Annotated in this window: 15 protein-coding genes; 6 read left to right on the top strand and 9 right to left on the bottom strand. The window is 55.2% G+C overall.

Annotation, left to right across the window (positions count from 1 at the left end; all coding sequences use genetic code 11):
* Positions 1-42: 42 nt before the first annotated feature.
* The gene (locus tag B3511_RS07855) at positions 43-927 is read right to left on the bottom strand and encodes a D-hexose-6-phosphate mutarotase (protein ID WP_046885886.1); all 885 of its coding nucleotides are present in this window, start codon (positions 925-927) and stop codon (positions 43-45) included.
* 73 nt (positions 928-1000) lie between these two features.
* On the bottom strand, positions 1001-1996 hold the full coding sequence (gapA, locus tag B3511_RS07860) for a glyceraldehyde-3-phosphate dehydrogenase (RefSeq protein WP_006174810.1): 996 nt from the start codon (positions 1994-1996) through the stop codon (positions 1001-1003).
* A gap of 341 nt (positions 1997-2337) precedes the next feature.
* Here gapA and msrB point away from each other — a divergent pair, with 341 nt between their 5' ends.
* Together msrB and B3511_RS07870 are read left to right on the top strand one after the other, a co-directional pair.
* Positions 2338-2751: a peptide-methionine (R)-S-oxide reductase MsrB gene (msrB, locus tag B3511_RS07865; RefSeq protein WP_040076050.1), complete on the top strand. Its 414-nt coding sequence runs from the start codon at positions 2338-2340 to the stop codon at positions 2749-2751.
* A 42-nt stretch (positions 2752-2793) separates the two neighbouring features.
* Positions 2794-3069: a YeaC family protein gene (locus B3511_RS07870; protein WP_040076049.1), complete on the top strand. Its 276-nt coding sequence runs from the start codon at positions 2794-2796 to the stop codon at positions 3067-3069.
* Positions 3070-3118: 49 nt separating this feature from the next.
* Here the strand turns inward: B3511_RS07870 and pncA are convergent, their stop codons facing one another.
* The 4 genes from pncA to sppA all read right to left on the bottom strand — a co-directional run bounded on the left by pncA (position 3119) and on the right by sppA (position 7287).
* On the bottom strand, positions 3119-3760 hold the full coding sequence (gene pncA / locus B3511_RS07875) for a bifunctional nicotinamidase/pyrazinamidase (protein ID WP_286778090.1): 642 nt from the start codon (positions 3758-3760) through the stop codon (positions 3119-3121).
* A 94-nt stretch (positions 3761-3854) separates the two neighbouring features.
* Positions 3855-4286: a DUF2569 family protein gene (locus B3511_RS07880; RefSeq protein WP_052953274.1), complete on the bottom strand. Its 432-nt coding sequence runs from the start codon at positions 4284-4286 to the stop codon at positions 3855-3857.
* Between the two features lie 69 nt (positions 4287-4355).
* On the bottom strand, positions 4356-5372 hold the full coding sequence (gene ansA, locus B3511_RS07885) for an asparaginase (protein ID WP_040076047.1): 1017 nt from the start codon (positions 5370-5372) through the stop codon (positions 4356-4358).
* 58 nt (positions 5373-5430) lie between these two features.
* Positions 5431-7287, bottom strand: a complete 1857-nt coding sequence (sppA, locus tag B3511_RS07890) for a signal peptide peptidase SppA (RefSeq protein WP_286778091.1) — start codon at positions 7285-7287, stop codon at positions 5431-5433.
* Positions 7288-7449: 162 nt separating this feature from the next.
* Here sppA and B3511_RS07895 point away from each other — a divergent pair, with 162 nt between their 5' ends.
* The 3 genes from B3511_RS07895 to B3511_RS07905 all read left to right on the top strand — a co-directional run bounded on the left by B3511_RS07895 (position 7450) and on the right by B3511_RS07905 (position 11073).
* Complete coding sequence (locus B3511_RS07895; protein WP_286778092.1) at positions 7450-8001, top strand: NAD(P)H nitroreductase; 552 nt, start codon at positions 7450-7452, stop codon at positions 7999-8001.
* 116 nt (positions 8002-8117) lie between these two features.
* Positions 8118-9161: a selenide, water dikinase SelD gene (gene selD, locus B3511_RS07900; RefSeq protein WP_046885890.1), complete on the top strand. Its 1044-nt coding sequence runs from the start codon at positions 8118-8120 to the stop codon at positions 9159-9161.
* A gap of 4 nt (positions 9162-9165) precedes the next feature.
* Positions 9166-11073 (top strand): DNA topoisomerase III, encoded by a 1908-nt coding sequence (locus B3511_RS07905; protein WP_286778094.1) that lies wholly within the window; start codon positions 9166-9168, stop codon positions 11071-11073.
* 57 nt (positions 11074-11130) lie between these two features.
* Here the strand turns inward: B3511_RS07905 and gdhA are convergent, their stop codons facing one another.
* Positions 11131-12474, bottom strand: a complete 1344-nt coding sequence (gene gdhA, locus B3511_RS07910; protein WP_046885892.1) for an NADP-specific glutamate dehydrogenase — start codon at positions 12472-12474, stop codon at positions 11131-11133.
* 248 nt (positions 12475-12722) lie between these two features.
* Here gdhA and B3511_RS07915 point away from each other — a divergent pair, with 248 nt between their 5' ends.
* Positions 12723-12986, top strand: a complete 264-nt coding sequence (locus B3511_RS07915) for a YnjH family protein (RefSeq protein WP_414671878.1) — start codon at positions 12723-12725, stop codon at positions 12984-12986.
* Here the strand turns inward: B3511_RS07915 and B3511_RS07920 are convergent.
* Both B3511_RS07920 and xthA read right to left on the bottom strand, forming a co-directional pair.
* The gene (locus B3511_RS07920) at positions 12946-13365 is read right to left on the bottom strand and encodes a pyrimidine (deoxy)nucleoside triphosphate diphosphatase (protein WP_286778095.1); all 420 of its coding nucleotides are present in this window, start codon (positions 13363-13365) and stop codon (positions 12946-12948) included. The genes B3511_RS07915 and B3511_RS07920 overlap by 41 nt on opposite strands.
* Before the next feature lie 10 nt (positions 13366-13375).
* Positions 13376-14182 (bottom strand): exodeoxyribonuclease III, encoded by an 807-nt coding sequence (xthA, locus tag B3511_RS07925; RefSeq protein ID WP_286778096.1) that lies wholly within the window; start codon positions 14180-14182, stop codon positions 13376-13378.
* Positions 14183-14290 lie beyond the last annotated feature (108 nt).

Consider the following 14290-nt stretch of genomic DNA (forward strand, 5'->3'; position numbering starts at 1 on the left):
AAAACGCCCCGCTCCCGTGGGGAGTGGGGCGGGCATCATTAATTAGCGCTGAATGATGCTAATAGTTTGTCCCAGGCGAGAAGGCTTCTCTTCGCTGGTCTTCTGTGGTGATGTTACGCAGGCGGTTTCTACACAGACGAAGGTCTTATAACCCTCGTCCGGTACGTCGGCCATGCTCACAGAGAGCGCCGGGCCCGGGTTCCAGCCCACAACGTTGCTATGGTGATGGTGCACCACTTCGACGCTGCGGTTCAGCGCGGCGTCATGAATGACGCTGCACGCTTCCGGGTGCAGATAAACGCGGTCGGTACGATCCGGGAAGGTCTGAACGCCGTCGCTCAGTTTGCCCTCTTTGGCGTTATCCACTTTGTCGATAAAGGTATCGCCCAGTCCACTCACCTTGACCGCGCTGATGTCACCCACGTTGAAATAGGTGTGCAGGGCGCTAGTGGTTTCAAATTCGCCGTGAGCTTCCAGTTCGATTTCACAGGTTTTACCCAGCTTGAAGCGTGCATAGAGGGTGAAATCGTGCGGCCAGAGCGCACGGGTCTCCTCATTTGCCTGCAGTTCAAACGTCAGTACCACACCATTTTCATCGTCATTGTGCGCTTTCAAGGTCCACTGCTGATTACGGGCAAACCCGTGAGCAGGCAAACCTGACTGTGCCGCCGGGCCAAACCACGGCCAGCAAATCGGCACACCGCCGCGGATCGCCGCCCCTTTTTTGAAAGAGGTGTTGTCGCTGAGCCACAGCGCTTCGGTTTGACCTTCTGGTTTCCAGGAGAGCAGGTGAGCGCCATTCAGCGCTACGGAGGCTTTTACGCGCGGGTGATCAACGACGATGATGTCGGCTCCGTCAATCTGACGGCGGGAAAGCACAGGGGTAAGTTCTTCGACTACCGGAAGTGCAAAAATTTTATTAATCATTAAGCAATCCTCTGTCTTGAAGCAATAAAAAAGGCGACCGAAGTCGCCTTTTGGATCAGTGTCTCATCTCAACTTATTTGGAGATGTGAGCGATCAGGTCCAGTACTTTGTTGGAGTAACCGGTTTCGTTGTCGTACCAGGATACCAGCTTAACGAAGTTGTCGTTCAGTGCGATACCTGCTTTAGCATCGAACACGGAAGTGCATACTTCGCCGTTGAAATCGGTAGAAACAACGTCATCTTCGGTGTAACCCAGAACGCCTTTCATTGCGCCTTCGGAAGCAGCTTTGATTGCTTTCTTAATTTCTTCATAAGAAGCAGCTTTTTCCAGACGAACGGTCAGGTCAACAACGGATACGTTAGGAGTCGGAACGCGGAACGCCATACCAGTCAGTTTGCCATTCAGTTCTGGCAGTACTTTACCTACCGCTTTAGCAGCACCGGTAGAGGATGGGATGATGTTCTGAGCCGCGCCACGGCCGCCACGCCAGTCTTTGTGAGACGGGCCGTCAACGGTTTTCTGAGTTGCGGTGGTCGCGTGAACGGTGGTCATCAGGCCTTCAACGATACCGAAGTTGTCGTTGATAACTTTCGCCAGCGGCGCCAGGCAGTTGGTGGTGCAGGATGCGTTGGAAACGATATCCTGGCCAGCGTAAGTTTCGAAGTTAGCACCACGTACGAACATTGGGGTGTTGTCTTTGGAAGGACCCGTCAGAACAACTTTTTTCGCGCCAGCGGTGATGTGCTTACGTGCAGTTTCGTCGGTCAGGAAGATACCAGTCGCTTCAGCAACCACGTCAACACCGATTTCGTTCCACTTCAGGTTAGCTGGATCTTTTTCAGCAGTAACACGGATGGTTTTGCCGTTAACAACCAGGTGGCCGTCTTTAACTTCAACAGTACCGTTGAAGCGACCGTGGGTTGAGTCGTACTTCAGCATGTACGCCATGTATTCAGCGTCCAACAGATCGTTGATACCAACGATTTCGATGTCAGAACGTTCCTGAGCAGCACGGAAAACAATGCGACCGATACGGCCAAAACCGTTGATACCTACTTTGATAGTCATATATTCCACCAGCTATTTGTTAGTGAATAAAAGGTTGCCTGTAAAATTACAAAAACCATACGCAGCGTCAAGCGGAATCGTGTCAATCATTGCGACAAATCAATCCTTCGCGCGACCTTTGGGCGATTGACTCGCCTAACATTCCCTCGGAGCTTGCAACCATATGGGGACTGCGCCGTGAATTTTAAAGGGCTGGCCGAAGAAAAATGTGGATTTGATCACATTTGGCCGACCGCCTTTTCGCAACGACTAAGTTTAGAACAAAAGTTCACACTTCAGTGTTAATGTTTTGTTAGAATCGACCTAAACGTTGTCTGTTTTCAATCGTGAGATATGAGCTTATGTCGAATCAATCCAACCCGGACGAACTGAAGAAAAATCTAACAGAAATGCAGTTCTACGTGACCCAGAACCACGGCACCGAGCCGCCATTCACCGGGCGTTTACTGCATAACAAACGTGATGGGATTTACCACTGCCTGGTGTGTGATGCCGCCCTGTTTAACTCTGAAAGTAAATATGATTCTGGCTGCGGTTGGCCAAGCTTCTATGAGCCCGTTAGCGATGAGGCAATCCGCTATCTGACCGACAACTCTCATGGTATGCAGCGCATCGAAATCCGCTGTGGAAATTGCGATGCCCACCTCGGTCATGTTTTCCCGGACGGCCCTCAGCCAACAGGGGAGCGTTTCTGCGTCAATTCTGCCTCGTTAAGCTTCACCGATGACCAGAATGGCGACCAGACTAAAGGTTGAAAAATCGATTCAGCAAATTATTCCACCGGAGCCGGGTAAATCATGAATATTGACGAGATGATTAGTGGGATGACAGAGGACGTTTATCAACGCCTGGTCACCGCCGTTGAGCTGGGAAAATGGCCTGATGGGGTGGCGCTGACCCCGGCCCAGAAAGAGAACAGCCTGCAACTGGTTATGCTCTGGCAGGCGCGTCATAACACCGACGCGCAACACATGACCATTGATACCCAGGGGCAGATGGTGATGAAGAGTAAACAACAGCTGAAGGAAGATTTCGGCATCGCGCCAAAATCGATTGCCATGTTCAAATCCTGATGGGTTTGTGCATGCCGGGCGGTGAAAGTGCCGCCGCCCGGCAAAAGGACTACGCCTGTGTCTCTTGCCAGTCTTCCAGCGTATACAGGGTAGCACCGGCGGCGGCCATATCCATAAACGCCTGCGCGCTATCCTGAGGCTGAAGATTGACGCCGCGGCAGCCATCGGTAATCACATTGACGGTGTACCCCAGCTGGAGTGCGTCCAGCACGGTAAATTTCACGCAATAATCTGTCGCCAGACCCAGCACAATAAGCTCAACGATTTCATGGTGGCGTAGCCACGCATCCAGCGCCGTTTTCTGACGATGACCGTTATCAAAGAACGCGCTATAACTGTCGATGGCCGGGTTTTCGCCTTTGTGGAACACCGCATCAATCGTTTTTTGGTTAAGTAAAGGGTGGAGCTCAGCGCCTTCGGTCTGCTGAACGCAGTGATCCGGCCAGAACGTCTGTGCCAGCCCGTCGAGTTCGCCCTGGCTATAAGGTTCAACGTCATGCTGGCTGGCAAAGCTACCGTGATTTTCCGGATGCCAGTCCTGGCTTGCCACCACGGCATCGCCGCGGGCTTTACACCACTCAATAAGCGTATTAGCGATATCAACAGTGCTGTCGCCTTCTGCTACCGCCAGTGCGCCGCCTGCGCAAAAATCATTTTGCAGATCAACCAGTAATAAAGCTCGTTGCGTCATATTCATTCCTTAAAAGCAGCGTATTTATCATCTAATTTTAATGGTGAAGCGGGGCCATAGAACGCTATCCGGAGCATTCCTGGACGCCCGGGCATTAACGACAAAAGACGACAGGGACTCGTTTCGAGTAGATAAACCAGGGCACTAAAACAATCAGGCTGAAAGAGGAGACCAGGAGCCAGAGCAGATCGGCGAATTGCAGCGACATATCGAAGGCGATCCCGCTGTAGATGACCGAACCGGCGTTGATAACAAAATTACCCACGTAATAGGCAATCATGGCTTTTCGGGTTCGCTTACTTTTTCTGAAGAACTGCCAGCAGGCGTTGCCCAGCAAAGTCAGATAGACAATGCTCGGCAGGGTTAACGCTGCAACAGCCAGCCCGACGTCATGGTCTTCACCCGTGAAAAAGAGCCACAGAAGTAACACGACCACCCAGGCGTTGAACGCCCCGGCGATGCAGGAAAGTATCAAACCGGCTGCAGGAAACAAGAGAAAACCGTCAATTTTGGTACTGTTGCTCATAAGCTCCCTCTCATGAGATAGCGGGCGAGGAGGGCAACGCCGTCACCCTCTCGTGCTTCCCAACCGACTCTATTCGTCTGGCGTCAATTCGCCGCGCAGGTTCTGCATCATGGCGAGACGTATGGCGTGGATATCCAGATCCTGGCTCAGAAGGTAGTGCAATTTGGTAAGGGTGGCTTCCACCGTCATATCAAAGCCGCTGATCACCCCGGCATGCGCCAGCGCGTTACCCGTGGCGTATCCGCCCATATTGACCTTACCGGACATGCACTGCGTCAAATTCACCACCACAATGCCGCGTTCGCTTGCGGCCTGCAGCTCTTGCAGAAATTCACCATTCTGCGGAGCATTGCCCACCCCGTATGAACGCAGTATTAACGCTTTCACCGGCTGACGCAGAAAGTTTCGCACCACATCCGCCGAGATCCCCGGGTAGATCGTCACTACGCCAATCGGCTGCGGCGTAATCGGATGGACCACTAGTTCGCCCAGGGTATTTGGCGCAGGCGGGGTACCGAGGCGGCGAATATGAATACCCGCCTCCAGCAGCGGTTGCAGGTTAGGTGAGGCAAACGCATCGAAACCATCCGCGTGGGCTTTGGTGGTGCGGTTACCCCGGAAGAGGCGGTTATTAAAGAACAGCGCAACCTCGTTAATCGGGTAGTTCGCCGCTACGTACAGGGAGTTCAGCAGATTGATCTGCCCGTCAGAGCGCAGCTCGGCCAGCGGGATTTGCGAGCCGGTCACAATCACGGGCTTACCCAGGTTCTCCAGCATAAAAGAGAGCGCCGAGGCGGTAAACGCCATAGTGTCGGTGCCATGCAGGATCACGAAGCCGTCATACAGATCGTAATGAGCTTTAATATCGTCGGCAATATGCTGCCAGTCCTCTGGCGTCATATCAGAGGAGTCCATTAGCGGGTCATACTCGTGAATGGTGAAGTCCGGCATCTCCGGGCGATGAAACTCCGGCATCAGCGCCAGCTGGCGTTGCAGATGACCCGAGACCGGAATGTAACCATTTTCAGAGCGCTGCATACCGATGGTACCGCCGGTATAAGCCACGTAGATCGATTTCTTGTGCATGATGTTGTGTTCTTGGCTTCAAAGAAAAATCCCCTCTTCACGGAAGAGGGGATGAGGATTAACGTACGTTGGCGCAAGTTAGACAGAACGCGTAACGATTTTGTGGATCGTTAAAGGCCGCGAGCTTATCGCTTTCACCTTTTACCACGCTGGCCGCCGAGGCCAGCGGTGCCGGCAGCATCGCCTGTAGCGCCTGCGGCAACATGGCGCGCACCGAGCCTGACATGCTGTTCACGACCACGTCGAAGAACGTAGGTTCGTCCTGATAGTAGTCCACATGCCACTGCTTCAGCTTCGCCAGTTCAGCCGCTTTCGCGACGGCATCGTCGAAATCGCCGAGGCTATCAACCAGACCGTTCTTTTTGGCATCCTGACCGGTCCAGACGTGACCCTGGGCAATCTGATCGATCTGCTCCGGCGTCTTCTTGCGCGAGTCGGCAACCAGCGTAATAAAGCGCTTGTAACCATTCTCAATGCTGAGCTGCATCATCTGCGACACTTCTGGCGGCAGCGCTTTGGTTACCGCGACATCTGCCAGCGGTGAGGTGGCTACGCCGTCGGTATGCACACCCAGATAATCCAGGCTGTTCTCCATGGTGTTGATGACCCCGAAGATACCGATAGAGCCGGTCAGGGTGCTCGGGTTCGCCACGATGTAGTTCGCTGGCGTGGAGATCCAGTAACCGCCAGAGGCCGCCATACCGCCCATCGATACGACCACCGGTTTACCTGCCGCGCGCGCCGCAGCCAGCTCGGCGCGGATCACCTCAGAAGCGCTGACGCTGCCGCCCGGGCTATTAACCCGCAGAACAATCGCTTTCACTTTTGGATCGAGGCGTGCATCGCGGATCTGCGAAGCGGTAGTATCACCGCCCACGTTACCCGGCGTCTCTTCCCCGTCCATGATGGCGCCGTTAGCAAACACCACCGCAATACTGTCGCCAGCATCGGCTGGTTTGTTCGGCTGGTAATCATAGAAGCTGATGGCGCTGAAGTTTTTGTCCTCTTTGCTCCAGCCAAACTGTTTGGTCAGGGCTTTTTCGATGTCGGCGCTCGAGCCGAGCACATCGACCAGTTTGTTATTCAGGGCATATTTCGCCGTGTCGCCATCGACCTTACGCAGGCCATCAAGCACCGCCTGTGCGCCCGGGAAAAGCTGTTCAGGCGTGATCTGGCGGTTAGCGGCCACGGTGCCGAGATAGTTCTGCCACAGTTCGCCAATCCAGCGGCTGTCAGCCTCGCGGGCGGCAGGGGACATATCATCGCGAATAAACGGCTCAACGGCCGATTTATAGGTGCCAACACGGAAGACATGGGTGGTGACTTTCAGCTTATCCAGCAGCGATTTGTAATAAAGGCCATTGGTCGCAAAGCCATGCAGGTCCACGGTACCTTGCGGCGAGAGCCAAATTTTATTGGCGAAACTGGCCAGATAATATTGCCCCTGACTGTAGTTATCGCCCACAGCGATGACCGGTTTGCCGCTGTCGCGGAACTCGCGTAGCGCTTTACCAATGTACTGCATGGAAGGCTGGTCGGCCCCCGCGAAGTTTCTCAGGTCGAGAACGATCCCGGTGATGTTACGATCTGCTTTCGCCTGGCGAATCGCGTCGACGATGTCAAACAGCGAATTCTCCTGCAGACGATCGCTGCTGGCACCAAACAGCTGGCGACCCAGCACGCCGAGTCGGTTGTTGGTAGACGGTTTATCGACCACCACCCCTGCAATATCCAGCAGCAGCGCACCGCGCGTAGCATGCTGACTTTGACTGGTGCTGCTTATATGCATCCAGACGCCAACGCAAACCATCACCAGCAAGATGAAAAAGAGGTTCATGACCAGCTGACGGACGAAATTCAGCAGCCGCCACGTCCATTTAAAAAATCCGGCAAAAAAACGCCAAAGGGTTCGCATCTCTTCTCCCTGTCCAAAAATTACCCGGCCCGTCGCCATGGACGGGTTGTCGGGCTATCGTAATGACCCAACTGCCTCTTGTCAGCAGGAATCGCCTGCCACGCTGTAACAAAATCTGCTGTCGTGTTAATTTTGAGTAAATCCGTAGACAGGAGTTACCCCATGGATGCACTAGAACTGCTGGTTAACCGCCGCAGCGCCTCACGCCTTACTGAGCCCGCTCCCGCTGGTGAACCGCTGGAAAATATCCTTCGCGCAGCCTTGCGCGCGCCCGATCACGGTACGTTACAGCCGTGGCACTTCTTTATCATAGAAGGTGAAGGCCGCACGCGTTTCAGCGCGCTGCTGGAAAAGGGGGCTATTGCCGCTGAGCAGGATGAAAAAGCGATCGAGAAAGCGCGAAATGCGCCATTCCGCGCGCCGATGATCATCGCCGTAGTCGCTAAATGTCAGCCGAATCACAAAGTTCCCGTCTGGGAGCAGGAGATGTCCGCCGGATGCGCGGTCATGGCAATGCAGATGGCTGCCCTCGCGCAGGGCTTCAATGGTATCTGGCGCAGCGGGGCATTAACCGACAGCCCGGTGGTACGGGATGCGCTGGATTGCAGAACAGAAGATAAAATCGTCGGTTTCCTCTATCTCGGTACGCCGCAGTTGAAAGCGTCCACCACCGTCTCAGTGCCCGATACCTCGCCGTTCGTCACCCGCTTCTGACGACCTGGGCTAAACTGTCTGGATTCTGTGCAAGTGCACCAGAATTCAGACACCCATACTTACCCCGTAATGGAATGAGCGTTAACATAACGCAATTGCAATGACAGGAGATGTCCATGAGCGAGCAAACCATTCGTTTAACGCAATACAGCCACGGAGCCGGTTGCGGTTGTAAAATTTCCCCCAAAGTGCTGGAGACCATTCTTCACAGCGAGCAGGCGAAGTTTGTCGACCCGAACCTGCTTGTTGGCAACGAAACCCGTGACGACGCCGCCGTTTACGATTTAGGCAACGGGACCAGCATCATTAGCACCACCGATTTCTTTATGCCGATTGTCGACAACCCGTACGACTTTGGCCGCATCGCCGCCACCAACGCCATCAGCGATATCTTCGCGATGGGGGGTAAACCCATTATGGCGATTGCCATTCTTGGCTGGCCCATCAACACCCTGGCACCGGAAATTGCCCGCGAGGTGATTGAGGGCGGGCGTTTTGCTTGCCAGCAGGCGGGCATTGCGCTGGCAGGCGGCCACTCTATCGACGCACCAGAGCCTATCTTTGGCCTGGCGGTGACCGGCGTGGTGCCCACCGAACGCGTTAAACGCAACAGTACCGCCGAGCCCGGCTGCAAACTCTATCTGACCAAGCCGCTGGGGATTGGCGTGCTCACCACCGCGGAGAAGAAATCTCTGCTCAAGCCTGAACATAAAGGCCTGGCGGCGGAAGTGATGTGTCAGATGAACCTCGCCGGGGCGGCTTTTGCCAACATTGATGGTGTGAAGGCGATGACGGACGTCACCGGCTTTGGCCTGCTTGGCCACCTGAGCGAGGTGTGTCAGGGAGCGGGCGTCCAGGCGCAACTCTGGTATCAGGATGTGCCGAAACTGCCGGGTGTCGAAGCATATATTGCCCAGGGGGCGGTGCCGGGTGGCACCCAGCGCAACTTTGCCAGCTACGGTCATCTGATGGGCGAGATGCCCGCCGAGTGGCGTGATCTGCTGTGCGATCCGCAAACCTCTGGCGGTCTGCTGCTGGCGGTAACGCCAGAGGCCGAAGCCGAAGTGAAAGCCACCGCCGCGGAATACGGCATCAACCTGAGCGCCATCGGCGAGCTGGTCACGGCTCGTGGTGGACGGCCAATGATCGAGATCCAGTAATTCGATGCGGTTATTTATTGCCGAAAAACCGAGTCTCGGTCGCGCCATCGCCGATGTGTTGCCTAAACCGCACCGCAAAGGCGATGGTTTTATTGAGTGTGGTAATGGGCAGGTGGTGACCTGGTGTATCGGCCACCTGCTGGAGCAGGCGCAGCCCGATGCCTACGACAGCCGTTATGCCCGCTGGAATCTTAACGACCTGCCCATCGTGCCGGAAAAATGGCAGCTTCAGCCGCGTCCGTCGGTAACTAAACAGCTCAATGTGATTAAGCGATTCTTGCACGATGCGGCGGAAATCATTCACGCCGGTGACCCGGACAGGGAAGGGCAGTTGCTGGTGGATGAGGTGCTGGACTACCTGCAACTGGCACCAGAAAAGCGTCAGCAGGTGCAGCGCTGTCTGATTAACGATCTCAACCCGCAGGCGGTCGAGCGCGCCATCTCGCGGCTGCGCGCCAATAGCGAGTTTGTCCCGCTCTGCGTCTCGGCGCTGGCCCGGGCGCGCGCCGACTGGCTGTACGGCATTAATATGACCCGCGCCTACACCATTCTTGGGCGCAATGCAGGTTATCAGGGTGTGCTCTCCGTGGGCCGCGTCCAGACGCCGGTCCTGGGGCTGGTGGTGCGTCGTGACGAAGAGATTGAAAACTTCGTTGCCAAAGATTTCTTTGAAGTGAAAGCGCATATCGTTACCCCTAAAGAGGAGCGCTTTACCGCGACCTGGCAACCCAGCGAAGCCTGCGAACCCTATCAGGATGAAGAGGCGCGTTTGCTTCATCGTCCTCTGGCAGATCACGTCGTGAACCGTATCGGCGGGCAACCGGCGGTCGTGACCAGCTATAACGATAAACGGGAATCAGAACCGGCACCGCTGCCGTTTTCGCTCTCAGCGCTGCAGATTGAAGCGGCGAAACGCTTTGGCCTGAGCGCGCAAAACGTGCTCGATATCTGCCAGAAGTTGTACGAAACCCATAAATTGATAACTTATCCGCGTTCTGACAGCCGATACCTGCCCGAGGAGCATTTTGCCGGGCGGCACGCGGTGATGAACGCCATCGGTGCGCATGCGCCGGAGTTATCAGGCCAGCCTGTCGTTAACGCAGATACCCGCAACCGCTGCTGGGATGACAAAAAAGTCGATGCCCACCACGCCATTATTCCGACGGCGCGCAGTAGCAAGGTCACGCTGACGAACAACGAAGCGAAAGTGTACAACCTGATTGCCCGCCAGTATCTGATGCAGTTCTGCCCTGATGCGGTATTCCGCAAGTGCGTCATTGAGCTGGAGATCGCCAAAGGCAAATTCGTGGCCAAAGCGCGTTTCCTGGCCGAAGCCGGATGGCGGACGCTGCTGGGCAATAAAGAGCGCGATGAAGAGAACGACGGTACGCCGCTGCCGGTGGTGGCAAAAGAGGACGAACTGCTCTGTGAGAAAGGCGAAGTGGTTGAGCGGCAGACGCAGCCGCCGCGTCACTTTACCGATGCGACGTTGCTCTCGGCCATGACCGGTATTGCCCGCTTTGTGCAGGACAAAGATCTGAAGAAGATCCTGCGCGCGACGGATGGATTAGGCACCGAAGCTACCCGCGCCGGGATCATCGAGCTGCTGTTCAAACGGGGTTTTTTGATCAAGAAAGGGCGCTACATTCACTCCACCGATCCGGGACGGGCGCTGATCCACTCGCTGCCTGAACTGGCCGCACGGCCGGATATGACAGCCCACTGGGAATCGGTACTGACACAAATCAGTGAGAAGCAGTGCCGTTATCAGGACTTTATGCAGCCGCTGGTGGGCACCCTGTTTGATTTGATTAACCAGGCGAAGAGTACCCCGGTCAGGCAGTTCAGGGGGATGTCAGCGCCAGGTAGCGGCAACAAGAAACCCTTTAAAAAAAAGCGCAGCGCAGCATAAATAAAGCCCGGTGAGGTAACCTGCACCGGGCTTTTAACGTCTGCCATTTCAGAGAATTTAAATCACTCCCTGGCCCATCATCGCATCGGCGACCTTTACGAACCCGGCGATATTTGCCCCGCGTACGTAGTTGGTCTGTTTCTCTTCACCGCCGTACTCGACGCAGGCGTGGTGAATATCCAGCATGATGTGGTGCAGGCGCGCATCCACTTTTTCGGCTTTCCAGCCCATCCGCGCGGCGTTTTGCGCCATCTCAAGACCTGACGTCGCCACGCCGCCGGCATTAGCCGCTTTACCCGGCGCAAAGAGTACACCCGCCTCCAGGAACAGATCGGTCGCTTCGATGGTGGTGGGCATGTTGGCCCCTTCCGCTACCGCTTTCACGCCGTTTGCCACCAGCTGACGCGCGGCATCGATATCCAGTTCATTCTGGGTGGCACACGGCAGGGCGATATCCACCGGCACGGCCCATGGCTGTTTACCCTCAAGATAGGTCAGCCCAAATTCGCGGGCATAATCGGCCACGCGGCCATCGCGGCTGGCTTTAATTTCGCAAAGACGTGCCAGCTTCTCGGCAGTAAAACCGGCTTCATCAACCACGGTGCCGCTGGAGTCAGAGGCGGTGATGACCCGTGCGCCAAACTCCATCGCTTTCTCAATGGCATACTGAGCCACGTTCCCCGAGCCAGAGACCGCCACGCGCATCCCTTCAAAGCTCAGACCATGGCGCTGTAACATCGCCTGGGTGAAATAGACCAGACCATAGCCGGTGGCTTCTGGACGGATCAGGCTGCCGCCGAAGGAGAGACCTTTGCCGGTAAACACGCAGGCGCTGTTATTGGAGAGTTTCTTCATCATCCCGGCCATAAAGCCCACTTCACGTCCGCCTACGCCGATATCCCCCGCCGGTACGTCGGTGTCCGGCCCCAGGTGACGATAAAGTTCAGTCATCAGCGCCTGGCAGAATCGCATGACCTCACCTTCACTTTTGCCTTTCGGATCGAAATCACTGCCGCCTTTACCGCCGCCCATCGGCAGGGTAGTGAGGGCGTTTTTAAAGGTTTGTTCAAAACCGAGGAACTTAAGAATGGAGAGGTTAACGGAAGGATGGAATCGCATGCCGCCCTTAAACGGACCAATTGCTGAGTTGAACTGTACACGCCACGCACGGTTAACCTGGACCTGATTGCGGTCATCCACCCAGACCACGCGGAACTGAATTACGCGCTCAGGCTCAACCAGACGCTCCAGCAGGGACATCTGACGATAGCGTGGGTTCTGTTCAAGGAACGGCCACAGGGTGGTCATCACTTCGCGAACGGCCTGCGAAAACTCACTCTGATGCGGGTCGCGCTGTTGAACAGTATTCAGAAACGATTCCAGAGAGCATACCTGGTCCATAAGTATAAGTTCCTATTATAAATAGAATTATTATCTTTTTGACGGTTTTATCTGTGATGTGTTGTGGTTTTCGACTATATCACTCGTACCAGTTTGTGACGCAAGTGAAAATTTCCCCATCCAGGGAAATTCATCATCCGCCCCGGGTCATAATAAAAAACGATGATGGAAAGGGTTAAAGCTTGCGGGTGACTGTCCGTTATAGTGTTAAGAGGACAAAACAGGATGAAACGTCTATGAATCGATTAATGATTGCCGCCATGCTCGGGCTTTTCTCTCTCAGCAGTTATGCCGAGCAACGTCTGCGCCCGGATATCGACGTTAACGTGCCGCCGGAAGTGTTCAGCTCTGGCGGGCAGCGGGCGCAGCCGTGCAACATGTGTTGTATCTATCAGGATCAGAACTATTCGGAGGGGGCGGTGGTTCGCGCTGACGGGGTATTGTTACAGTGTCAGCGCGACGAACGGACAATCAGTACGAATCCACTGGTGTGGCGTCGTGTGAAAGAATAAAGGCTTCCAGTAGCGGGACATCCGCAGGTGCAAGGTTGTAGGTCAACGCCTGCCGTGGGGTACACCACACCAGCTGGGTGTGATAGTGCGCCACCGGGGTGCCGCTAAAGTGCGGCACGTGCCAGGCGTGCAGGTGGATCAGCCGGCGGGAGACTTCCCGCTGGTGGCTGGCAACATAGTCGCCGGGCTGAACCTCAATGGCGAGCTCCTCACGCAGCTCGCGAATCAGAGCCTCTTGCTGCGTCTCACCCGGTTCCACTTTGCCCCCGGCCAGTTCCCACATTCCCGCCTGATCGGCATCCTCTGGCCGCTGGGCCAGTAAAATCTGGCCATCCCGTTCGAGGATGGCGCAGACGACGTCAATTTTTTTGACCTTCATCGCGGTGAGCTTAGAGATCAAACTTCGCCCAGACCGGCGCGTGGTCAGACGGTTTTTCCATGCCGCGGATGGCGTAATCAATCCCGGTGTCGATACAACGTTCCGCCAGCGGATGGCTTGCCAGCAGTACATCGATGCGCAGACCACGGTTATCATCAAAACCTTTGGAACGGTAGTCGAACCACGAGAAACGATCCTGGGTTTCCGGGTTGGCGTAGCGGAAAGTGTCCACCAAACCCCAGTCCAGCAGGCGACCCATCCACTCGCGCTCTTCCGGCAGGAAGGAGCATTTACCGGTGCGCAGCCAGCGTTTGCGGCTCTCTTCACCAATACCGATATCAAGATCCGTCGGGCTAATATTGATGTCTCCCATGATTAGCACCGGGTTCTCTTTCTGCAGCTCAGTTTCAAGATAACGCTGGAGATCCTGATAGAACTTCTCTTTCGCCGGGAACTTGGTCGGATGGTCGCGGCTTTCGCCCTGTGGGAAATAGCCATTGATAACCGTGATGTTTCCCATCGGCGAAGGCAGTTCTGCCATGATGATGCGGCGTTGCGCCTCACCGTCATCGTCCGGGAAGCCACGACGAACAGAAACTGGCGTCTCTTTGGTCAGCAGCGCCACGCCGTAGTGACCTTTTTGCCCGTGATAAAAGACGTTATAGCCCAGTTTTGCCACCTCTTCGAGGGGGAACATATCGTCGTGAACTTTCGTCTCCTGCAGACCAATGACGTCGGGCTGATGTTGTTCGACGATGGCTGCCAGTTGATGGGGACGGGCGCGCAGGCCGTTGATATTAAATGAGACAAATTTCATAGTCGCTGCCAGTGCAAGGTGAATAGTGCAAGGATGGTAGCAGAATTTAGCGCGACTGACTGCCACCGCCAGCAGGGAAAAACCGATAACGGCGATAGATGTAAATAA

Source organism: Leclercia sp. UBA1284 (assembly GCF_002308415.1).
GTDB lineage: Bacteria > Pseudomonadota > Gammaproteobacteria > Enterobacterales > Enterobacteriaceae > Enterobacter > Enterobacter pneumoniae.